The sequence below is a fragment of the Agromyces intestinalis genome, assembly GCF_008365295.1.
Taxonomy (GTDB): Bacteria; Actinomycetota; Actinomycetes; order Actinomycetales; family Microbacteriaceae; genus Agromyces; species Agromyces intestinalis.
On sequence record NZ_CP043505.1, the window covers coordinates 2862759 to 2885570 of the forward strand.

Here is a 22812-nt window from a genome sequence, read left to right on the forward strand (position 1 = left end):
GGCGGAAGGGTCAGGCGGCCCTGGCGACGCCGTCGTGCAGTTCGATCACCCGATCGGCGCGGTCGACGAGCGCGGGGTCGTGGGTGGTGACGACCGCGGCGACGCCCTCGCCGTGCACGAGTTCGCCAATGAGGTCCATCACGGTGGAGGCGGTGCCGCTGTCGAGCTGGCCGGTGGGCTCATCGGCGAGCAGCAGCGACGGGCGGGCTGCGAGCGCGCGGGCGATGCCGACGCGCTGCTGCTGACCGCCCGAAAGCTCGCTCGGGCGCTGCTCGGCGTGCTCGCCGAGTCCGACGAGTGCGAGCACCTCGGCCACGCGGGCGTCGCGGTCGGCCGCCGCCATCCGCTGCAGGCGCAGCGGCACCTCGACGTTCTCGGCGGCCGACAGCACCGGCACGAGCCCGAACGACTGGAAGACGATGCCGAGCCGGTCGCGGCGCAGCGTCGCGAGGTCGTCCTCGCCGAGCGCCGACAGGTCGGTGTCGCCGAGCAGCACGCGGCCGGTCGTCGGCCGGTCGAGGCCGGCGAGCAGGTTGAGCAGTGTGGTCTTTCCGGCCCCTGACGGACCGGTGACGACGAGGAGCTCGCCCGGGTGCACCTCGAGCGAGACGCCGTCGACGGCGCGAACGGCGCCGGCCCGGCTCTCGAACACGCGGGTCACGGCGTCAGCGCGCAGCGTGGTCATCGGTCGACCTCCTCGGTCGGGTCGGCTGGATCGGTCGGGTCGGCTGGATCGGTCGGGTCGGTCGGGTCGGTCGGTGCGCTCGGGTCGGTCGGTGCGCTCGGGCCGGAGGAGTCGCCGCCGGAGACTTCGGTGACTGACGCGGGCGGTGGCGCATTCGTTCCGGGCCAGACCCCCACGTGGTCGGTCTCGAGCGCGAGCCGCACTCGGTCGCGCAGCGACAGCGCCTCGACGAAGTCGTGCGGCAGCTGCAGCCGGCCGACGCGGTCCAGCACCGCGAACTCCTCGGCGATCTGCTCCTCGTGGCCGGAGGCGCCGACCCGGGTCGAGCGCAACACCTCGGTCGAGGTGCGCCCGTCGCGGATCTGCACGGTGCGGCGGACGTGCTCGGAGACGGTGGGGTCGTGCGTGACGATGAGGGTCGTGACCCCGAGCGCCTCGTTCACGCCGCGCATGGCCTCGAGCACCTCGGCGCTCGTCGTCTCGTCGAGCTCGCCGGTCGGTTCGTCGGCGAGCAGCACCTCGGGCCGGTTCGCGAGGGCGACGGCGATCGCGACCCGTTGCTGCTGACCTCCGCTGAGCTCGCCGGGCCGACGGTCGGCCAGCTCGCCGACGCCGACGAGGTCGAGCAGCTCGTCGATGCGCGTCGAGCGCTCGCGGCCGCGGGCGGTGCGGGCGACGTCGATCGCGAGCGCCACGTTCTCGGCTGCAGTGAGGTACGGCAGCAGGTTGCGGGCCGTCTGCTGCCAGACGAATCCCACGGTGTGCCGCCGGTACGCGACCCGTTCGCGCTCGCGCATCGCGAAGAGATCGTGGCCGACGACCTTGGCGACCCCCGCCGTGGCGGTGTCGAGCCCCGAGAGGATGGTGAGCAGGGTCGACTTGCCCGACCCCGAGGCGCCGACGACGGCGACCATCTCGCCGGGTTCGACGCGCAGGTTGAGCCCCTGGAGCGCCTGCACCTCGACGCCGTCGGCGCTGAAGATGCGCACCAGGTCGACGCACAGGATGTGCGGGGATCCGTCTGCCACGAGCGTCATCCTTCCTCCTCCTCCTTGCGCAGCGCGCGAGCGGCGCCCACGCGGCCGCCCAACGTGGACGCGGCCCACGCGCCGGCCGCGGCCACCACGACCGCGCCGGCCAGCACCGCCGCGACGAGCGCCCAGTCGATGGTGATCGCGGGTTGCCGGTCGCCTCCGGTGAACGAGCCGAGGTCGATCCCGGCGAGCACGACGTGGGGCATGCCGATGCCGAGCACCGCGCCGACGACGACGGCGGCGACGGTCATCGGGCCGAGCTCCCACGCGACCAGCCCGCGTTCGCCGCGCCGGCGCAGGCCGAGGGTCGCCAGCAGGGGCAGCAGCCGCTCGCGGGCGGGGCGCCCGACGACGAGGGCGAGCACCAGCGCGAGCGCGGTGAGCAGGCTGGTCAGCGCGATCGCGAGCACGAGCCCGGTCTCGAGCCCCCGCGCGTTCGGGCGGTCGAGCAGGTCGGCGGTGAGTTCGTCGGGCGTACGCACGGATGCCCCGGGGCCGGCGATCTCGCCCAGCGCGGTCGTGACGGCGCCGGCGTCCGCGTCGGGGTCGAATCGCACGAGCACCGTGCGCGGCACGAGCGTGGCGGTGAACGGCTTCGCGTTGACGCGGTCGACGAGGATCCAGTTGGGACGCGGTGAGAACGCGGTGCGTCCCGCGGCGGTGCCGAGCAGCTCGAGCTCGGTGTCGTCGATGTCGGCACGGTCGGCGTCGGCGATCTGCTCGGCGACCGAGTCCGACGTCAGCACCGGCAGCGGCTCGTCGTCGCCGACCTCGCGCGCGAGCTCGGGCGGCAGATCGAGCACCTCGTCGCGCCCCGCCTGCACGGCCGACACCTCGGCGACGTCGATCACGATGAACGTGGTCGGACGGTTCCTGCCGTCGAGCTCGAGGTAGACGGGCGAGGTCGAGTAGACGGGGGCGATGGCCTCGACGCCCGGCGTCGAGCGCATCGCCTCGAGCTGGGCCTTCGTCAGCGGCACTCCGGCCACGCTCGCGTCGGCGCCGATCGCGGCGTCCGACGCGGAGGCGGCTCCGGCGCGCACCGTGGTCAGCGTGATCGCCGAGCTCACCGCGACGGCGACGCCGACGACGACCGCGAGCACCGGCACGAGGCCCGCCGACGGATCGCGGAGGGCGCGCGCCGATCCGAGGAATGCCACCAGCCCGCGCCCGGCCTTCGCACGCCGTACCACCGCGGCGAGCGGCAGCGGATAGCACCGCAGCACCACCACGCACCCCGAGAGGGCGATGAGCAGCGGCACCGCCGCCAGCAGCGGGTCGACCCCGGCGGCCGTCGGTCCGCGCGCGAGTAGCAGGCCGACCGCGACCGCCGTGACGACGATGACGAGCGCCTCCCACACCCAGCGGAGGCGGCTCGGGCGGCGGCCGAGGTCGGCGCGGGCGCGCCGCAGCGGCGTCAGCGCGGGGGCGGCCGTGGTGAGCAGCACCGCCGGCGCGAGAGCGAACACAGCGGCCACGAGCCATCCGCCCCATGCCGACTGGGCCGAGGTCAGCACGATCGCGACCGCACCGCCGACCAGGGCGGCCGGAACCCCGATCGCGAGCCCCTCGCCGCCGAGCGCGCCGCGCAGCCAGGCGGTGCTCGCGCCACGCGCAGCCGCGAGCTCGAGCCCCGCGCGCCGCCGCTCGAACACGACCCTGGCGCCCAGCACGATGACGGCGACGAGCACACCGATCGGACCCGAGGCCACGGTTGCCAGCACCGCGTCGACCGCGGTCGACTCGGCGCGTTGCGCGGCGAGGTGCGGCGGCAGGCCGCTCGCGAACGAGACTTGGCCGACGGTCGCGTAGTTGCCCGTCCAGCTGCCGTCGCCGAGGGCGTGCCCCGTGCTCTCGAACTCGTCGACCTGGGCCTCGAGGTCGGTCGAGTCGTTCGACCGGATCGCGCCGGTGTCGATCGGCAGCCACGCCGACAGGGTGATCGCGAGCGGCTGGTCGGCGATCACCGGCCAGGCGAGCGGGTCGATGAACGCGGTGGCGGTGTACTCGGGCGGGCCGAGGCCGTCGTCGACGACCGAGGCGTGCAGCGACGTGGGCAGGTGCGACCAGAGGCCGGCGGAGGCGTCGGCAGGCTCGAAGGTGCCGGTCAGGCGCACCGCGAGGGTGCCGTTGGGCGCAGTGATCTCGCGGACCTCGCCCGCGCTCCAGCTCAGGTCGTCGGCGACGTCGGCGTCGAGCACGAGGTCGAGCGGTTCGGGGAGCGGCTCGGGCGTGGTGTCGACGAACAGGAACTCGCCGGGCTGCGGGGTCGGAGCCGGGGGAGCGGGCGGCGGTGCGGTCGGCACGGCTGGCCAGGCGCCGTCGACGAGGGCGACGTGTTCGGCCAGGTGCGGGTCTGCGGCGATCTCGATGCGGTACACCGGGCTGCTCGGTGCCGCACCCGGCACGGCCGCGACCTGAGGGTTCACCGTGACCAGCGCGATCGGGTCGCCGATCGTTCCGCGCAGCGGGTCGGGCAGTGCGTCGCGCATCGCGATGAGGCGTTCCTGCTGCCCGCCCCAGACCGCGTCGACGTCGGGGGAGAGCGTGGTCGGCGCCGACGGGGGGCCGAGTTGCGGCCGGTCGCGGGTGGCCGTCTGCAGGTCGAGCTCGTACGCCGAGGTCGCGTTCAGGCGCGCGTCGAGAGCACTGGTGTGCAGCTGTTCGACGACGCGGGGCGCGGCCACCGCGAGCAGCGCGGCGCCGGCGACGAGCACCGCGAGCGAGACGGATGCCACGGGCGCGGCCGCGAACGCGCGCCAGCGGAGCCCGGCCGATGAACGGCGGGAATGCCGGGTCGACGTGCTCATGCGGCCTCCTCGCCGTGGCGCACCGCGTGTCGTGCACGGCCCGCGGTCGACGCCGCCGACACGGCCGCCACGCCGAGCGCCAGCACGGCCGTCGCGAGGAGCGCGCCGGCGAACCACGCCCACTCGCCCGCCTCGGGCGCGACGAGCGTCTCGCGCGCGCCGGGCACCGCCGCACGGGCGAGAGCCGGCACGATCAGCGCCGAGACGGCGAGCCCGACGAGCACGCCCCCGACGATCGCACCGCCCGCGGCTGCGGCGAGCTCGGCGAAGCGCGCCCCGCCCTGTCGCCGCGGGGGCACGCCCAGAGCGCGGAGCACCGCGAGCTCGCCGGTGCGGGTGCGGCCGATGGCGGCGGCGAGTGCCGCGAATGCGGCGAGGGCGAATGCGACGGCACCCGCGGCGCCCCACGCGAGCGCATCGACTGCGGGGCCGACGATGCCCGCGGTGGAGACGTCGGCGCGCGTCGAGGCCGACAGCGGCAGGGGCTGCTCGCGGTCGAGCGCGTCGGCGACCCGGTCGGGCTCGGCGCTGGCGAGCCAGCGTTCGGCGTGCTCGGGCACGGCGCCGCCGGCGGCGAACGCGGCAGCCTGGGTCGCACCGAGGTCGGCGAGCAGGGCTCCGCTGCCCGGCAGGGCGGGTGCGACCGCGACGACCCTGGCGTGCACCTCGGCACCGCCGGCGACGATGCGGAACACGAGCTCGTCGCCGGGATCGGCTCGGATCCCGGCGGCGAGCCCCGACTCGAGCACGACCGGCACGGCGCCGTCCGCCCGCTCGGCGGCGACGCGGCCGACGGGAGTCCGTGCCGACAGCGCGAGGTCGCCGACCGGCGCGTCGGCGAGCGCGGTGCCGTCGATCCGCACGGCCGAGACGGTCACGCGCGGATCGCCGGCACCCTCGAGATTCGGGCGGCGCGCCTCGATGCCGATGAGTGCGCTTCCGGTCGCAGGCAGGTCGGCGCTCACCTCGCCGCTGCCGGCCGAGATCGACAGCCCGCCGAGTTCGAGCACCGTGGCTGCGCCCTGCGGCCCCAGCAGCCACGCCGAGACGGCGATCTCGCCCGCCGCGCCGGGCGGCGCGGCGACCGCGAGCTCGACCGAGATGCGCCGCGCGCCGACGGGCAGGGGGAGGCCGCCCGGTGCTCCGCCGCCGGTGAGTGCGGCAGCGAGGTTCGCGCCGGCATCGCCGTCGTCGGCGGCGACGGTTCCGAGGGTCGCGGCCTCGACGGCGACGAGTTCGCGTGCGTCGGAGCCGATCCGCACCTCGGTGCGCAGCGCCGGCACGTCGGCGTCGACGCCCTCGAGGTCGGCGAACGGCGCGACGAGTGCCAGCGGGTCGGCGCCGGTGACGAGGTCGCGGCCCGCGAGCTCGACGCGCACGTCGCCGCCCGTGCGCAGCGCGGCGGTGCGGGCGTCGGTCGCATGCCAGGCACCGGCCAGGGCGGCGGCGAGCGTGAGCGACGCGACGCCGATCACGGTGGTCAGCGTCGCCGCGGCGTAGAGCTCGGGGGCGCGACCGAGCCGACGCATGGGCAGCGAGGGCGAGAGCCCCGGTCGGCGGGTGGCCAGGCGCTCGAGCACCATGCCGGCGGGGCGAGCGAGCGCGAGCACGACGAGCGCGAGCGCGAGCAGCACCAGCACCGGTGCCGCCGCGGCGAGCGGGTCGACGCTCACCCCGTCGCGCCCGACGACGAGCGGCGAGCCCAGCGAGAGGAACCGCCACAGCGACAGCGCGGCGAGTGCGGCCAGCAGCACGGTGCCGCCGATCGCCCCGCCTCGCACGGCCCGACCGGGCTCGTCGCCCGCACCGCGGACGAGCGGTCGCGCCGCGGCGCGTCGGGCCACACCGGCGAGCAGCGCCACCGCGGCGACCACCACCGCGCCGGCGGCGATCCATGCGGCCACGGCCGTGCGCGGTTCGCCGGGGCGCAGGAGCGCGAGCAGGGCTTCGGCCAGCAGCGCGCCGAGCGCGGCGGCCGGCAGTGCGACCCAGAGTGCCTCGGCCGCAGTGCCCGTCGCGAGCTGGGTGCCCGTGGCGCCCCGGGCGCGCAGCAGCACCGTCTCACCGCGCCGCGCCTCGGCGAGCAGGGCCCCGAGTCGCCAGAGGGCGGCGATCGCCGCGATGGCGGCGATGGCGAGGGGAAGCGGGGCGATCGCGCGGGCGGCGGCTGCTGCCGCGAGGAGCCGCACGAGCGTGGCCTCCAACCCGCCCGACTCGGCGATGCCGCTGTCGCCCACGGCCGGGTCGTCGCGCAGCGCCGGCTCGACCTCGGAGATGGAGGCGCCGAGTGCGCGCAGCGCGTCCGCGTCCGCCGGGCCGGGCGGCACGGTCGCGGTCCATCGCACGAACACCGCCGCGCGCAGGTCGGCCACCACGGACTCGTCGACCACGAGGGGGCCGACCGCGTCGGCGGTGCCGCCGGCCGCGGCGAACGGGTCGCCGAACCACGCCGGGTCGGTCGCATCCGTCGCGCGCCAGAGACCGGTCACCGTGATCGCCGTCGTTCCATCGCCGATCGCGATCACGTCGCCCACGTCGACGCCGAGCCGCCCCGCCGCGTCGGCCTGCAGCGCGCCGCCTGTCGGCCCCGACGCCCACTCGCCGTCGAGCAGCTGGGCCCGGCCCGGCACGTCGGGGTCGGCGACGAGCACCAGGCCCGGGGCATCCGCCACCGTGTCCGCCGTGCCTGCCGCGCGCGCCGCGACCGGCTCGGCGGCGACCGAGCGCGCCCAGACCGCGCCGTCGGCCGCGAGCTCGCGATCCAGCACGGATGCCGCGGCCTCCGCCTGCGCCGGGGCATCCGCGGCGAGCCGGGTCTGCCACCGCACCGCGCCCGCCCGACCGTCGACCGCGGCGAGCCCCTCGCCGATCGCGGTCGACGGCGCGGTCGCCGTCCAGTCGGCGAGCGCGCCCGTCGTGAACGCCGCGAGGAACGAGATGAGGGCGACGCCCGCGAGCACGCCGACGCGCGCACGCGTACGCGCGGCCGCGATTCGAGCGGATGCCACTCGGGTCTCCTCGTCGTCGGGGTGACCGCCCGGGAAACGTGAGGGTCGGGCGGTGACGATGCGGGCCAGCCTATGCCTCGACGACATGTTGCATGCAATCGCCCCGAGGCCATAGTCTGAAGGGCTGGCTGGGCGCGATCCGTGCAGCTGATCGACGAGGACGCAGGAGGACACCATGCAGATTGCCGACACCGACCCCCGCACCACGGTGGCATTCGGCACTGCGCGTCGTCCGTTCGCGCACGTCGAATACGCCGGGTAGCGGCCCCGCCCGCCCGTCACGCCGGTCGAGATCCCGGCTTCGAACTCAGCGGTCCGACGCATCCGCCGACCGCCTCGCGAGCATTCGCGACACTCCACACCGCATCCCGTCCGACCGATGCGCGCTGCCGCGCCCGGCCCGACGACCCTTCCGGAAGGATTCCGCGTGACCACCGCGCACGACCACCAGCACCCGCCCTCCGACCAACTCGCCGAGACCCCTCAGCGACTCGGCACCGTGCGTGCGCTCTGGCGCCTTCGCGCCTTCGTCGGCCCCGCCATGCCGGCCATCGTCGGCAGCATGCTCGCCTACCTGGCCGCCCAGCTCATCGCGCTCGCCGTGCCGCAGGTGCTCGAGCAGATCGTCGACGGTCCGCTCGCGCACGGCGAACGCGAGCAGGTCGTGCCGCTCGCGCTGCTCGTGTTCGGGCTCGGTGCCGCCGAGGCCGCGATGTTCGCGCTGCGGCGCTGGCTCGTCATCGGGCCGACGACCAAGATCGAGGCGCGCATGCGCAACGCGCTCTACGCCCGCCTGCAGGACCTACCGGTGAGCTTCCACGACCGCTGGCCGAGCGGCCAGCTGCTCTCGCGCGCGGTGAGCGACCTGGGCCTCATCCGGCGCTGGCTCGCGTTCGGGCTCATCCTGCTCGTCGGCAACCTGCTCGTGCTCATCGCCGGTGCGGCGATCCTCATCTCGATGAGCTGGGTGCTCGGGCTCGTGTTCCTCGCGTGCGCGGTACCGCTGTGGATCGTCGGCTACCGGTTCGAGGGCCGCTACTCCGAGGTGGCCCGACGCAGCCAGGACCAGTCGGGCGACCTCGCCACCATGGTCGAGGAGTCGGTGCACGGCATCCGGGTGCTGAAGGCGTTCGGCCGTGGCAAGCACGCGCTGCGGTCGTTCCGCGAGCAGGCCGAGTCGCTGCGCTCGACCGAGATCGAGAAGGCGCGGCTCGACGCGAACATCTGGGTGTGGATCCTCGTCGTGCCCGCGGTGGCGCTGTCGATGTGTCTCGTGCTCGGCGTCTGGCTGGCGTCGCAGGGCGAGCTCTCGGTGGGCCAGCTCGTCGCATTCTTCGCGACCGCGGCGGTGCTCGCCTGGCCCATCGAGTCGGTCGGGTTCCTGCTCGCGTTCTCGCTCGACGCGCGCACCGCGACCGACCGGTTCTACGACATCATGGACACCCGCAACGACGTGACCGACCCCGAGCAGCCGGCCGCCGTGCAGCGGCCGCGCGGCGAGCTCGTGTTCGACCGCGTGCACTTCCGCTACCAGGACGCGCCCGCACGGCACCCCGACCTGCTCGACGGCGTCGACCTCGTGCTGCAGCCCGGCGAGACGATGGCCCTGGTCGGGCTCACCGGCTCAGGTAAGACCACGATGACGGCGCTCACCACGCGGCTCTACGACGTCACGTCGGGTGCGGTGACACTCGACGGCGTGGATGTCCGCGCGCTCACGCGCGGCGAGCTCCGACGCCACATCGCGATGGCGTTCGAGGACGCGACGCTGTTCTCGGCGTCGGTGCGCGAGAACGTGCTCCTCGGTCGGCCCGAGCTCGGCCGAGAGGCCGCCGACGCCGACCCAGCGGTGCGGGCCGAGGCCGAGCGGGTGCTCGACGAGGCGCTGCGCATCGCACAGGCCGGCTTCGCGTACGACCTGCCCGACGGCGTCGACACGAAGGTCGGCGAAGAGGGCATGAGCCTGTCGGGCGGGCAGCGTCAGCGGCTCGCGCTCGCGCGCGCGGTCGCGGCCAAGCCCTCGGTGCTCGTGCTCGACGACCCCCTGTCGGCGCTCGACGTGGCCACCGAGGCGAGGGTCGAGGCCGAGCTGCGCTCGGTGCTCGCCGACACGACGGCGCTGATCGTGGCGCACCGCCCGTCGACCGTGATGCTGGCCGACCGGGTGGCGCTGCTCGAGGAGGGGCGCATCACCGCGGTCGGCACCCACTCGGAGCTGCTGCGCGACTCCGATCACTACCGGTACGTCATCTCCAGCCTCGAAGAGGAGGAGCGACGCGCGGAGGCCGAGGCATCCGATCGCTTCGATGGCCCCCGTGCGCGCGACGATCGTGCGCGCGACGACCGTGCGCGCGACGACGACCGATTGATCGACGACGAAGACCGGAAGGAGGCGATCCGATGAGCACGGTGATCGGCGTCCAGGGCGAAGAACGCCACGAGTACACGAAGGCCGAGTCGCGGTCGCTGCGCACCAGGAGCCTGCGGCTGCTCGGCTCGCTGCTGCACCCCGTGCGACGCATGCTGTGGGCGACGCTGGCGATCGTGGTCGTCTCGACGGCCGCGCAGGTCGCCGGCCCGGCCATCATCGCGTACGGCATCGACCAGGGGCTTCCGGCACTGCTCGCGCAGGACTGGATGCCGGTGGGCCTTGCCGGCCTCGCCTATGTGCTGACCGGCGCGGTCGGGGCCTTCCTCATCGCCGCGTACATCCGGCTCGCCGCACGGATCAGCCAGGCGGTGCTCATCGACCTGCGCACGCGCGTGTTCCTGCACACGCAGAAGCTCTCGCTCGAGTTCCACGAGTCGTACACGTCGGGCCGCATCATCTCGCGCCAGACGAGCGACCTCGACGCGATCCGCGAGCTTCTCGACGAGGGCATCAACCAGCTCATCCGCGGCGTGCTCTACATGGTGTTCACCGCGATCGCGCTGGTCTGGCTCGATTGGCTGAGCGGGCTCGTGCTGCTGGCGGCGCTCGTGCCGCTGGCGTTCCTCACCCGCTGGTTCCAGCTGCGCTCGCAGGCGTACTTCCGCCGCTCGCGGGTGGCGAGCGCGAAGCTCATCGTGCAGTTCGTCGAGACGATGACGGGTATCCGCGCGGTGCAGGCGTTCCGCAAGGAACGGCGCAACGAGCGCGAGTTCGGCGAGCTCGTCGAGGACTACCGCGACGTGAACGCCAAGGTGCTCGCCCTCTTCGCGATCTACAACCCGCTGCTCAACCTCATGGGGTACGCCGCCGTCGCGACCGTGCTGCTCATCGGCGGGTTCCGCGTCGTCGACGGCGGCATCGAGGTCGGCGTGCTGCTGGCCGCGGTGCTGTACACGAAGCGGTTCTTCGACCCGATGGAAGAGCTCGCGATGTTCTACAACTCGTACCAGTCGGCGGCGAGCGCGCTCGAGAAGATCTCGGGCGTGCTCGAGGAGGAGCCCAGCGTTCCCGACCCCGCCGACCCGGTCGACCTGTGGACCGCCTCGGGCGACGTGCGGTTCGACGGCGTCGAGTTCGCGTACACGCCCGACCGGGTCATCCTGCCGCGGTTCGATCTCGACATCCCGGCGGGTCAGACCATCGCGCTCGTCGGCTCGACCGGCGCCGGCAAGTCGACCCTGGCGAAGCTCATCGCCCGGTTCTACGACCCGAGCTCGGGCACCGTGTCGCTCGACGGCGTCGATCTCGCGCGCCTGCACCCGAAGGATCTGCGGCGAGCGATCGTCATGGTCACGCAGGAGGCGTACCTGTTCAGCGGGTCGGTCGCCGACAACATCGGGCTGGGCCGGCCCGACGCCCCGTTCGACGAGATCGTGCGGGCGGCGAAGGCGGTCGGCGCGCACGAGTTCATCGAGTCGCTGCCGAACGGCTACGACACCGACGTGAACAAGCGCGGCGGCCGGGTGAGCGCCGGACAGCGCCAGCTCATCTCGTTCGCGCGCGCGTTCCTCGCGAACCCGGCAGTGCTCATCCTCGACGAGGCGACGAGCTCGCTCGACATTCCGAGCGAGCGCGCCGTGCAGGAGGGGCTGCAGACGCTGCTGAAGGGGCGCACCGCGGTCATCATCGCGCACCGGCTCTCGACGGTCGCGATCGCCGACCGGGTACTCGTGATGGAGCGCGGCCGCATCGTCGAGGACGGCTCGCCCGACGAGCTGATCGGCGGCGGCGGCCGGTTCGCGGCCCTGCACTCGGCCTGGCAGGACTCGCTCGTGTAGTGCCGCCCGCCCGCCCGCGCCAGCGCCGCTCCTCGCGCGCGCCACGTCGGCAACCTCCGCGCCGCATCGGCTGGCGCAGAGGCCGCCGAAGTGGCGCACCGGCACGAGCCGGGGCCGGGGGACCGGGGCGGGGGGGGGGGCGGGGGGCCGGGGACCGGGGGGCCGGGGGCACCGGACAACATCGGGGACGCGTCAGCGGCGCGAGCGCAGCGGCGCGCGCACGAGCCCGTCGCCGCGGGGAAGCTCGCGGCGACGGGCCTCGGGCAGCCACCACACCAGGTTTCCCCAGACGAGGATGAACGCGACCACCGCGAACGACGTGCGCGGCAGCGGCTCGAGTCCGGCGAGAGCGAGCTCGACGAGCAGGCCCGCGCCCAGCGCGTACGCGCTCGCCACGAGCGGCAGCGACATCCAATCGATGCCGTTCGAGCGCTGCCGTGCCGCACGGTCGAAGCGCACGGGCAACCAGCCGACCGAGAGCGTGAAGGCGGCGAGGATCGCGCACACCGTGAGGATCGGCAGGTCCCATTCGAGCGGTGGTTGCAGCGCCCGCTCGACCCAGTCGGGCACGCCGGCCGGGCGCTGGGCCGCGGCGAGCTGCAGCACGGGCAGCACCCCGCCGAGCACCGCGAACACCGCGAGCAGGCCCGAGATGCGTACCCGCCGACTGCGCACCGTCGTGCGCCGCGCGGCCGTCGACGAACGCACCGAGAGCGCCACGAGCGCGAGGCTCACGCCGAGGCAGAGCGCCGCCATCACGAGGTTCATGCGGGCCACGGCGATCCAGAGCGGTGCGAGGCTCGCGAGCGCGACCAGCCCGTAGCGCACGGTGGGCGCGATCGCGTGTCGGCGCGCGTCGGAGACCTGGCGGCGCAGATCGCCGTCGGGTAGCGCGCGAGCCACGGCCGACCAGCGCAGGAATCCGCGCGCCACGCCGACCGCGAGCGCCGCCACGACGATGCCGAGCGCCGACCAGGCCACGCCGATCGCGAGTGCCGAGGGCGCGAACGTCGTCCAGGTGAGCAGCCAGGCCGCGGCTGCGACGATGCCGGCGACGGCCGCCAGCCGGGGCGGGTCCGCGGCGGTCGGGAGCACCACGAGCACCGGCCGCAGCACCGCCAGCACGACCTGCACGATGACGAGTACGACGCGGTTCGCGGGCCGTGCCGCCCGATCGAGCAGGCGCAGCGCCCGCGAGGCGAGGGCGAACCGGTACGAGGGGGCGAGGTTCCAGAGCGTGTCGGTGCCGGCGCGCATGCGCGCGCGCAGCCGGTCGGCGTCGTCGGGCTCGTCGGGCGCGACGGCTCCCGAGAGGGGCGCAGACGCCGGGTCGGGCTTCGACGGGGCTGCGGCTCGCGCGGATGTCCGAGGTTCGCGATCGTCCCCGGCGCCCTCCGAGGTCTCGGCTGGGGACGCATCCGCGTCGCCGGCGTCGCCGGCGAGCCCGGGGGTGGCCGTGGCATCCGAACGCTCCGCATCGCCGCCGACCGCGCCGTCGAAGGGCGACTGCTCGCCGTAGCGCGGCTCGTCGGCCTGCTCGAGCACGGCGCTCTGCACCTCGCGCACCCGGTCGGCGACCTCGTCGGCCGGCAGCTCTCGGCCGAGATACCTCACCAGCCCGGCCGCGCCGTCGAGCCGGCCCCACCACCAGTCGTTCACGCGCCACTCGGCGGCGAGGAACCCGAGGAAGTTGCCGACGCCGTACCCGGCGAGCTTCGTCTGACGGTCGAGGGGCACGGCCTCGGGGGTCGACAGGTCGGCGGCGATCCGCGCAGGCTCCAGGCGCGGCGTGCGCAGCAGCGTCTGCAGCCGGGTGTGGAACTTGTCGTCGAGCAGCGCGGTGTACGCGCGCGGGTTCGCCGGCTCCTCGTCGACGCCGATCGCCCAGTACGTCACCTGCGAGAGCGACGGCGGCACCCCGCCGGCGTTCATGAGCGGTGCGAGGTCGACGGCCGGCAGTCGGCCGGCGACCGCATGCACCGCGCGCCACGGCGACGACGCCCACGGCTCGGGAGGGGTTTCGCCCCGGTCGGATGCCTCGCGCTCGACGTCGGCGCTGCGGCGGGCGAGCTCGTCGATCGCGGCGTCGAGTGCGCGCCAGTGGGAGGCGGTGCGGATGTCTCGTTCCGACGCCGTCCATCCGCTGAGCCACCGGTCGGCGTCGTCGTCGGTCGGGGCGTCGCGCGGCCCGAGCCGCCGCAGCCGGTCGAGCAGCACCTGTTCGACGAGGGCGTCGCGGCTGCCGGTCGCGTCGGCCAGCGCGGCGTACCCGGTTCGCCGCGCCGACGCGAGCACCAGGCCACGGCGCGAGCCCGGGGCATCCGGCACCGTCTCGAGCGCGCGCGCCCACGCGAGCACGCAGTTCGCAGCGTCGCCGAGCGCGACCGGGCCGGCGAGCGTCGCGTCGCGCAGCACGTCGTCGGCGGCCAACTCGGCCCAGTGAGCCGTCGCCCGGCGCTGCAGTACGCCGAGCGACTGCCGGTCGACCGGAGGATAGGCGCGGCGCCGACGTCCCGAACTGTGCAACTGCCAGATCGAGGGCTGGGCGAGCGCGTCGCCGAGTTGCTCGGCGACCTGGCTGCCCAGCGAGCGCACGTAGGCGCGACGACGCTCGCGCGCCGCCTCAGGGGTCGTCGCAGCGCCAGAGGCCAGCGCCGCACCGCTCAGCCGCCGCCCGTCGTCGACGAGCCGCTGCCCGTTGAAGCGCCCGAGCTCGGCCGCCTCGCGCGCGACCGACTCGCGCCGGAAGCTGCGACTCAGCATCGCCCCGATCGCCCGGAAGTAGCGCGACGCGGCCGGATCCCACGGCGCGGGCCCGCCCAGCGGCGGGTCGGGCTCGGGGTCGAGGAACAGCAGGGTACGGTCGGCCAGCCGGCCCGACGGCAGCAGCTTCGCCGCCCGTAGTGCACGGTCGATCGGCACGTTGTCGAACACCGCGCCGTCGATCACCCGGTACGGCTCGCCGCGGCGGGCCCGGTGCACGGCGAACGCGAACCGCAGGTCGGCGCGCTCGGCGACGGTCTCGGGCTCGGGCGGCTGCGGATCGGCCGCAGCCGGGTCGCCGGGCTCATCGGCATCGCCGAGGCCCGGCCACTCGGTCGAGGGGATGTGCGCCGGCTCGAAGCCGCCCGCGAGCGACGACGTCGAGCGGGCCGCGAGCGCGAGATGCCAGAGCTGCTCGAGGTCGTCGGCGAGCTTGCCCGGGTAGTGCGGCGCCTCGCGGCGGGGGATGAGGTTATCGAGGTGGTGCCGATCGCTGCCCACGAAGTGGAAGTGCCCGCGGCCGTCCGAAGCATCCTCTTCATACTCGTCCTGCGCGTCGATCACCGTCGTCGACAGCTCGACGCTGACGTGCTCGGCGACCAGGTCGTCGTGACCGCCGCGCGCGAGGTACAGGTCGCCGAGTGCGGTGCGCACCCGCCGGCGGAAGTACCCTTCGCCGCGCATGATCGCGAGGATGCCGCGCTCGCCGGGTTCGTTGAGCAGGCCCCAGAACCCGCCGACGGTGCTCCACGTGCGCAGCAGGCCGTCGAGCGACATCCCGGCCCGCTGCGCGACCGCGTACACGACCGCGTTGAGCCCGCCTGCGCTCGCGCCCGCGAGCAGGTCGACCTCGACGCGGTCGTAGCCCGCGAGATCGAGCAGGGCGGCGTACTCCGCGACCCGTCGCTCCACCGCGGGCGACGGCTCGGCGCCCCGCGAGCAGGGCACGATCGCCCAGGTCTCGTCGCCGACGTCGACGAGGCGGATGCGCCGGAGCAGGTCGACCTCGGCGGCGACCCCGCCGATCCAGACCGCGAGACTCACTCCGCCGCGCATGGCGAGCGCGATCCGCAGCGTGCGCGTCGCGCTCGGCAGCGGTTCGTGCCCGGTGCGCACGCGGATCGCGGCGCACTCCTGCGCGATCGATCGGCCGGGCGGCAGGAACACGACCCGCACACGGCGTCGCTCGCGGCGCGGGGTGGCGGCTGCGACCATGGGGTCCTCTCGGCAGGTGGCGCATGCGGGGGCCGCCGAACGGGCGGCGGATGGCTCCGAGTGTGGCACGCGCGGGCGGCGCGCGCATCGGTGCACGCACCGATTCCGGGCGGGATGCCGCGGAGCATCCGGTCCTGTCGCGGGCCGTGTCCCCTGAACACGGGATGCCCTGTGCACTGTCCGGCCGCACCGAAGGCAGGTATCCTCACGTTTCAACGGGTTTGGCCCGTGATGCGCGTGCGCGCGACGATCGGGAGTGAGATCAGATGCCGGAGACCGACACAGCACCACTCCGAGTCGTGATCGCCGACGACGCGCTGCTCCTGCGCGAGGGCATCCAGAAGGTGCTCGAGTCGGGCGGCATCGAGGTGGTGGCGTCGGTCGGCACCGGCGCCGAGCTCGTCGACGTCGTGCACGGCGGCGGGGTCGACGCCGCGGTGCTCGACATCCGCATGCCTCCGACGTACCGCGACGAGGGCATCGTCGCGCTCGAGACGCTGCGCGCCGAGCGGTCGAACGTCGGTGTGCTGCTGCTGTCGATGTACGCCACGCCCGAGTACGCGGTGCGCGTGATGGGTGCCGGCAGCGGCACCGGCTACCTGCTGAAGGAGCGCGTCTCCGAGCCGCAGACCCTCGTGCGCGCCGTCGAGACCGTGGTCTCGGGCGGCTCCGTCGTCGACCCCGAGGTCGTCGAACAGCTCGTGCAGCGCACCCGCGCCGACGACCCGCTCGCCCGGCTCACCGAACGCGAGCGGTCGGTGCTCGAGCTGATGGCGCAGGGCTACTCGAACGGCGGCATCGCCCAGACCCTGTTCCTCGGGCTGAAGACGGTCGAGACCCACGTGCGAAGCATCCTGCAGAAGCTCGACCTCGAGGAGTCGCCCGAGCACCACCGCCGCGTGCTCGCCGTGCTCACGCTCCTCGGCGAACGCTGATGTCGCCCGGCCGGAACGGCCGGATCGCCCGCCGCAGCGCGGTCATCGCGGCGGTGATCGCGCTCAGCCTCGCGATGGAGGTGTCAGGATTCCTCGCCACCCCGGTCGACGAGCGCGGCGAGGTGTCGTACACCACGCTGCACGCCGCGGTGCCGCTCGTGTTCGCCGCGTGCGCGGGCGTCGCCTGGCGGATCGGGCCGACCCGGCTGCCGTCGCGGCTCATGATCCTGTTCGTGGTGCTGTGGATCCCGCAGTCCTTCTACCGCGTGATCGAGGACCTCGGCTGGCTGTGGCCGTTCGTGCGCGGCGTCGACCTCGGCTGGGCGGTGGTGGCCGGCATTCTCGTGCTCGTCTACCCGCGCGGTTGGCTCGACGATCGGTTCGGACGCTGGGTCGCCGGCATCGCGCTGACGGCGTCGGTCGTGAACCTGCTCGCCGTGCTGCTGCTCGCCGGCCCCGGCGATGCGCCCTGCGACTGCGCGCCGAACCCGTACCGTGTCGCCGACGCGCCGCTGCTGTTCACGATCGGCGACTACGCCTACCGGTTCATCGGCGTCGCGCTCGCGTTCACGATCGCAGTGCGGCTGCTGGTGCGCTGGATGCGGGGGAGCGTGCCGGCCCGCGCGGTGGCGTTCCTGATGCCGGTGGCACTGCTCGCGTGGGTCACGACGCTCGCGGCGCAGGCGATCGTGTACGCGATGTCGACCACGAGCGAGACGGTGCTGCAGACGGTGTCGCTGCTGGCCATCGCGTCGGTTCCCGTGAGCTACGTCGCCGGCGTCGCGCACGCCGGCAACATGCGCTCGCGCGTCGCCGATCTGATGCGCATCACGCGCGAAGGCGCCGATCGCGGAATCTGGGCCGAATCGCTCGCGCGAACCCTGCGCGACGACTCGGTGCGGGTCTTCTGGTGGGACGAGGAGCGCGGACGGTACGAGGACGCGCAGGGCGTGCCGATCCACCCCGAGGACTCCGATCCGCGCGGCACCCACAGCCTGCTGCCGGTGGCCTCGCCGCAGGGCGTGCCGATCGCCCTTATCCGCCACGACCGGGTGCTCACTGAGAACATGCGTCTGCTCGAGGGCGTCTCGAGCGCACTGCGGCTCTCGGTGGACAACGGCCGGCTGCGCTCCGAGGTCGAGCGCACGCTCGAGCAGGTGCGCCAGTCCCGTCAGCGCATCGTCGAGGCCGGCATCGAGGCGCGGCGGCGCATCGAGCGCGACCTGCACGACGGCGCGCAGCAGCAGCTCGTGCTGCTCGGCATGCGAATGCGGATTGCGGCGAACCGGGCGACCGAACTCGGCGACGACGAGCTCGCGCACGAGCTCGAGCAGGCGATCGAGATTCTGAACCAGGGGCTGCGGGAGCTGCGCGAACTCGCCCACGGCATCCACCCGAGCCTGCTGTCGTCGGGCGGGCTGGTGCTCGCTGTGCCCGAACTCGCGGGCCGCGTGCCCATCCCCGTCGAGGTCGACGTGCAGGCCGAGGGGCGTCTGCCCGAGATCATCGAGACGACCGCCTACTTCGCGATCGCCGAGGCGCTCGCGAACGTCGCCAAGCATGCGCAGGCGACCCGGGCGTGGGTCCGTGCGCACGTGGTCGACGGCGAGCTCGTGCTGACCGTGCGCGACAACGGTCGCGGCGGCGCGTCGCTCGGGGCCGGCACGGGCGTGGTCGGCATCGGCGACCGGGTCGACGCGGTCGGCGGTCGCCTCGAGCTCGACAGCCCGCCCGGGGCCGGCACGACGCTCACGGTGCGGATCCCGCTGCCCTGAGCCCCCTTCCACGTTGCGGTGTGCCCCAGCTTCCTCCCTCGGGAACACATTCGAGGATGGGGAACACGTTCCCGCCGGAACGTCCTCCCCATCCTCGAATGTGTTCCCTTGGCGAGGATGACGAGGATGAGGTTGGACAGGGAAGGGTGCGGCAGCGGGACCGGGGGAGGAGGTGCGCCTACGGCCGCCAGCGGGCGGCGGCGAGGTCGATGCGGTACCCGTCGGCGTCGTCGGTCGGATGTATCGGGGTGCCCTCGGCCTCATAGTGCGCGAGCGCGGCGTCGGCGTGCCCGGTCGGCGGGCGGCCCCCGGCGCGGACGACGCGCCACCATGCGACCTCCGACCCGGAGCGTGCCATCACCTGCCCGACCGCGCGCGCCCCGCGCGAACCGAGCAGTGCGGCGACGTCGCCGTAGGTCGCGACCCTGCCGGGCGGAATGTCGGCGACGACGGCGAGCACCGCCTCGACGAAGCCGACCGGAGGCTGAGGCATCCGGCCTCGTCAGACCTGCAGTTGCAGCGCGCCGATGACGTCGCCGTACGCGGTCTCGCCGACGTCGACGAAGCCGATCTTGTGGAAGAACTTCTCGGGGCCGAGCTCACCGGGCTCCCACAGCACGGTGATGCGATCGAACCCGCGACGCACCGCCTCGTTGGCGAGCGCCTCGGCGAGGAACCGCCCCACGCCCTTGCCCTGCACGTCGGCGTCGACGTTGATGCGCCAGATGCAGGCACGGAAGAAGTCGTGCGCGTTCTCGGGGTCGAAGTTGCCGTGGATGAACCCGACCACTCGGTCGCCGGCGAGGGCGACGCGCTGCCATGCGGTCGCGGGGTTCACCACCGACGCCTCGGCGGAGTACGTGACCGGGGCGATGAACTGCTCCTGGCCCGGCTTCAGCGACAGCGTGTTCGCCGCGACGATGTTCGATGCGTTCAGTTCCTCGAGTCGCAGCTCAGCCATGTTGCGAGCCTAACCGAGGCTCGGCCGGACAGGTAGCGGGATGTCACAGCGGGCTGCCGATGTCTCGATGTCGAGATATCTCAGGGAGGCGGTAAACTGGCCCGCGGCGTGTTCACGCCCACCGCCGGTTCCCGCGCCCCGCAACGAACGGGCCAACTTCCCGCCCGCACTCAAGGAGACATCCCTTTGTCCAAGATCAAGGTTGAAGGCACCGTCGTCGAGCTCGACGGCGACGAGATGACCCGCATCATCTGGCAGGCCATCAAAGACCAGCTCATCCACCCGTACCTCGACGTGAACCTCGAGTACTACGACCTCTCGATCCAGAAGCGCGACGAGACCGACGACCAGATCACGGTCGACGCGGCCAACGCGATCAAGAAGCACGGCGTCGGCGTCAAGTGCGCGACGATCACGCCCGACGAGGCGCGCGTCGAGGAGTTCGGCCTGAAGAAGATGTGGCGTTCGCCGAACGGCACGATCCGCAACATCCTCGGCGGTGTGATCTTCCGCGAGCCGATCATCATCTCGAACATCCCGCGGCTCGTCCCCGGCTGGAACAAGCCGATCATCGTCGGCCGCCACGCATTCGGCGACCAGTACCGCGCCACCGACTTCCGCTTCGAGGGCGAGGGCACGCTCACGATGACCTTCACCCCGAAGGATGGCTCTGAGCCCCAGCAGTTCGAGGTGTTCCAGGCGCCCGGCTCGGGCGTGGCGATGGGCATGTACAACCTCGACGAGTCGATCAAGGACTTCGCGCGCGCTTCGCTGAACTACGGCCTGGCCCGCAACTACCCGGTGTACCTGTCGACGAAGAACACGATCCTGAAGGCCTACGACGGCCGCTTCAAGGACCTCTTCCAGGAGGTGTTCGACACCGAGTTCAAGGCGAAGTTCGACGAGGCCGGCCTCACCTACGAGCACCGCCTCATCGACGACATGGTCGCCGCCTCGCTGAAGTGGGAGGGCGGCTACGTCTGGGCGTGCAAGAACTACGACGGCGACGTGCAGTCCGACACCGTCGCGCAGGGCTTCGGCTCGCTCGGCCTCATGACGAGCGTGCTCGCCACGCCCGACGGCAAGGTCGTCGAGGCCGAGGCGGCGCACGGCACGGTCACGCGTCACTACCGCCAGCACCAGCAGGGCAAGCCCACCTCGACGAACCCGATCGCCTCGATCTACGCCTGGACGCGCGGCCTCGCGCACCGTGGCAAGCTCGACGGCAACCAGGAGCTCATCGACTTCGCGAACACCCTCGAGCAGGTCGTCATCGAGACCGTCGAAGGCGGTGCGATGACGAAGGACCTCGCGCTGCTCGTCGGGCCCGAGCAGGGCTACCAGACGACCGAGGAGTTCCTGAACTCGATCGCCGCGAACCTGCAGGCGCGCCTCGCCGCGTAGTCGCGGTCGCTGATCGTCGAAGGGCCGGATGCCACGGGCATCCGGCCCTTCGTCGCGCATCGGGCATGATGGCGGTATGGCACGTCTGCTGCGGCTGGCACGTCGGTACTGGGCGGTCACGCTGACGCTCGCGGTCGGGCTGGCGGGCGTGGTGCTCGCGCTGGTCGGCGCCGGCGCGGCGGTGCAGTGGTTGTTCAGCGCGTACGCGCTCGCCATCGGGGTGTGGCAGGGAGTCGGGATGCTCCGTCGGCTGCTGCGCGGGCACTGGGGCCTCGACGTGCTGGCGATCACCGCGATCGTCTCGACGGTGCTCGTCGGAGAGTACGTTGCCGCGCTCCTGGTGGTGCTCATGCTCACCGGCGGCGAGGCGCTCGAGGACTACGCGAACCGGCGCGCCAAGCGCGAGCTCGACGCACTGCTCGAGCGCAGTCCGCAGCGGGCGCACCGGGTCGAGGCTGAGGGCATCGTGGACGTGCACGTCGACGACGTGCGTCCGGGCGACGTGCTGCTCGTGCGGCCGGGCGAGATCGTGCCCGTCGATGCGACGCTCGTGTCGGGGGACACCGCGGTCGACGAGTCCCAGATCACCGGCGAGAGCGTGCCCGTCGACAAGCACGCCGGCGACCTCCTGCTGAGCGGTTCGGTGAACGGGCAGGCCGCCGTCGAGGTCCGCGCGGAGGCGACGGCGAAGGACTCGCAGTACCAGCAGATCGTGGCGCTCGTCGCGCAGGCCGCCGAGTCGAGGGCGCCGGTCGTGCGGCTGGCCGACCGGTACGCGGTGCCGTTCACCGCGTTCTCGCTCGCGCTCGGCGCGCTCGCGTGGTGGGCGTCGGGGGATCCGGTGCGCTTCGCCGAGGTGCTGGTGCTCGCCACGCCCTGCCCGCTGCTCATCGCGGCGCCCGTCGCGTTCATCGGCGGCATGAGCCGCTCGGCGCGCAACGGCTTCATCGTGAAGTCGGGCGGGGTGCTCGAGCAGCTCGCGAAGGCGAAGACGGCGGTGTTCGACAAGACCGGCACCCTCACGCACGGTGCGCCCGAACTCACCGAGGTGCGACCCCGGCCCGGGTTCGACGCCGACGAGCTGCTCGGGCTCGTCGCGAGCGCCGAGCAGTACTCGTCGCACGTGCTGGCGGCGTCGATGATCGTCGCGGCGAAGGCCAGAGGCATCCGGCTGCAGGAGGCGACGTCGGCGACCGAGCAGGCGACGAACGGCGTGGTCGCCGACCTCGGCGGCCGCGAGGTGGTGGTCGGGAAGTTCGCGTTCGTGGCGGCGCACGCGCCCGGCGCGGCCCGCACGGCGATCGCGCCGGGGGAGCTCGCGGTGTACGTGGCGGTCGACGGTCGGTATGCGGGCGCGCTGCTCGCGAGCGACCGGGTGCGCGCCGAGGCCCGGCCGATGCTGGAGCGCCTCGCCGCCCTCGGCGTGCGCGACACGATGATGTTGACCGGCGATGCCCAGGCGACCGCCGACCACATCGCCGCAGAGATCGGCATCGCGCGGGTGCGCGCCGACTGCCTGCCGGTCGACAAGGTGCACGAGGTGGCCGCGATCGCCGAGCGGCCCGTGATCATGGTGGGTGACGGCGTGAACGACGCCCCGGTGCTCGCGGCCGCCGATGTGGGTATCGCGATGGGGGCGAAGGGGGCGACCGCGGCGAGCGAGTCGGCCGATGTGGTGATCCTCGTCGACGACGTGTCGCGGGTCGCGAAGGCGGTCGAGGTGGGGCGCGACACGGTGCGGATCGCGTTGCAGAGCATCTGGGTCGGCATCGCGGTGAGCGTGGGTCTCATGGTGGTTGCCGCCTTCGGCGTGATTCCGGCGACGGTGGGTGCTCTGCTGCAGGAGGTGGTCGACCTGATCACGATCCTCGCGGCGCTGCGGGCGATCGGTGGGCGACTCGACGCGCGGCAGGCGTCGGCGGTCCCCGGCGCGCGCGTGGCCGCGGGCACGTCGTGATCGCGGGCACGTCGTGATCGTGGGCACGTCGTGATCGCGGGCCCGATCGCGGGCCC

At 73.7% G+C, this 22812-nt stretch carries 13 protein-coding genes; 6 read left to right on the plus strand and 7 right to left on the minus strand.

Going from position 1 to position 22812, the window contains the following annotated elements; all coding sequences use genetic code 11:
- Positions 1-10 precede the first annotated feature (10 nt).
- The 4 genes from FLP10_RS13030 to FLP10_RS13045 are packed head-to-tail and all read right to left on the minus strand — an operon-like array spanning position 11 to position 7537.
- A complete protein-coding gene (locus FLP10_RS13030) occupies positions 11-685 on the minus strand; it encodes an ABC transporter ATP-binding protein (protein WP_149161257.1) in 675 nt (224 codons plus the stop codon).
- The gene (locus FLP10_RS13035; protein WP_149161258.1) at positions 682-1722 is read right to left on the minus strand and encodes an ABC transporter ATP-binding protein; all 1041 of its coding nucleotides are present in this window, start codon (positions 1720-1722) and stop codon (positions 682-684) included. The genes FLP10_RS13030 and FLP10_RS13035 overlap by 4 nt, the downstream gene beginning before the upstream one ends.
- Positions 1719-4529 (minus strand): FtsX-like permease family protein, encoded by a 2811-nt coding sequence (locus FLP10_RS13040; RefSeq protein WP_149161259.1) that lies wholly within the window; start codon positions 4527-4529, stop codon positions 1719-1721. Before FLP10_RS13040 ends, FLP10_RS13035 begins: the two co-directional genes overlap by 4 nt.
- Positions 4526-7537 carry an FtsX-like permease family protein gene (locus FLP10_RS13045; protein ID WP_149161260.1) on the minus strand — a complete coding sequence of 1004 codons (3012 nt, stop codon included), beginning with the start codon at positions 7535-7537 and terminating at the stop codon, positions 4526-4528. Before FLP10_RS13045 ends, FLP10_RS13040 begins: the two co-directional genes overlap by 4 nt.
- 541 nt (positions 7538-8078) lie before the next feature.
- On the opposite strand from FLP10_RS13045, the gene FLP10_RS13050 reads away from it, so the two are divergent.
- Both FLP10_RS13050 and FLP10_RS13055 read left to right on the plus strand, forming a co-directional pair.
- A complete protein-coding gene (locus FLP10_RS13050) occupies positions 8079-9941 on the plus strand; it encodes an ABC transporter ATP-binding protein (protein WP_246150392.1) in 1863 nt (620 codons plus the stop codon).
- On the plus strand, positions 9938-11746 hold the full coding sequence (locus FLP10_RS13055) for an ABC transporter ATP-binding protein (protein ID WP_149161262.1): 1809 nt from the start codon (positions 9938-9940) through the stop codon (positions 11744-11746). The genes FLP10_RS13050 and FLP10_RS13055 overlap by 4 nt, the downstream gene beginning before the upstream one ends.
- Before the next feature lie 192 nt (positions 11747-11938).
- Here the strand turns inward: FLP10_RS13055 and FLP10_RS13060 are convergent, their stop codons facing one another.
- A complete protein-coding gene (locus FLP10_RS13060; protein ID WP_149161263.1) occupies positions 11939-15724 on the minus strand; it encodes a DUF3376 domain-containing protein in 3786 nt (1261 codons plus the stop codon).
- Between the two features lie 299 nt (positions 15725-16023).
- Here FLP10_RS13060 and FLP10_RS13065 point away from each other — a divergent pair, with 299 nt between their 5' ends.
- Both FLP10_RS13065 and FLP10_RS13070 read left to right on the plus strand, forming a co-directional pair.
- Positions 16024-16659: a response regulator transcription factor gene (locus tag FLP10_RS13065; protein WP_246150022.1), complete on the plus strand. Its 636-nt coding sequence runs from the start codon at positions 16024-16026 to the stop codon at positions 16657-16659.
- Positions 16659-18434 carry a sensor histidine kinase gene (locus tag FLP10_RS13070; RefSeq protein WP_149161265.1) on the plus strand — a complete coding sequence of 592 codons (1776 nt, stop codon included), beginning with the start codon at positions 16659-16661 and terminating at the stop codon, positions 18432-18434. Before FLP10_RS13065 ends, FLP10_RS13070 begins: the two co-directional genes overlap by 1 nt.
- A gap of 178 nt (positions 18435-18612) precedes the next feature.
- Here the strand turns inward: FLP10_RS13070 and FLP10_RS13075 are convergent, their stop codons facing one another.
- A complete protein-coding gene (locus tag FLP10_RS13075) occupies positions 18613-18927 on the minus strand; it encodes an MGMT family protein (protein ID WP_149161266.1) in 315 nt (104 codons plus the stop codon).
- Positions 18928-18936: 9 nt separating this feature from the next.
- Positions 18937-19395, minus strand: a complete 459-nt coding sequence (locus FLP10_RS13080; RefSeq protein ID WP_149161267.1) for a GNAT family N-acetyltransferase — start codon at positions 19393-19395, stop codon at positions 18937-18939.
- Positions 19396-19581: 186 nt separating this feature from the next.
- Here FLP10_RS13080 and FLP10_RS13085 point away from each other — a divergent pair, with 186 nt between their 5' ends.
- Positions 19582-20799 carry an NADP-dependent isocitrate dehydrogenase gene (locus FLP10_RS13085; RefSeq protein WP_149161268.1) on the plus strand — a complete coding sequence of 406 codons (1218 nt, stop codon included), beginning with the start codon at positions 19582-19584 and terminating at the stop codon, positions 20797-20799.
- Between the two features lie 76 nt (positions 20800-20875).
- On the plus strand, positions 20876-22756 hold the full coding sequence (locus FLP10_RS13090) for a heavy metal translocating P-type ATPase (RefSeq protein WP_149161269.1): 1881 nt from the start codon (positions 20876-20878) through the stop codon (positions 22754-22756).
- Positions 22757-22812: the final 56 nt, after the last annotated feature.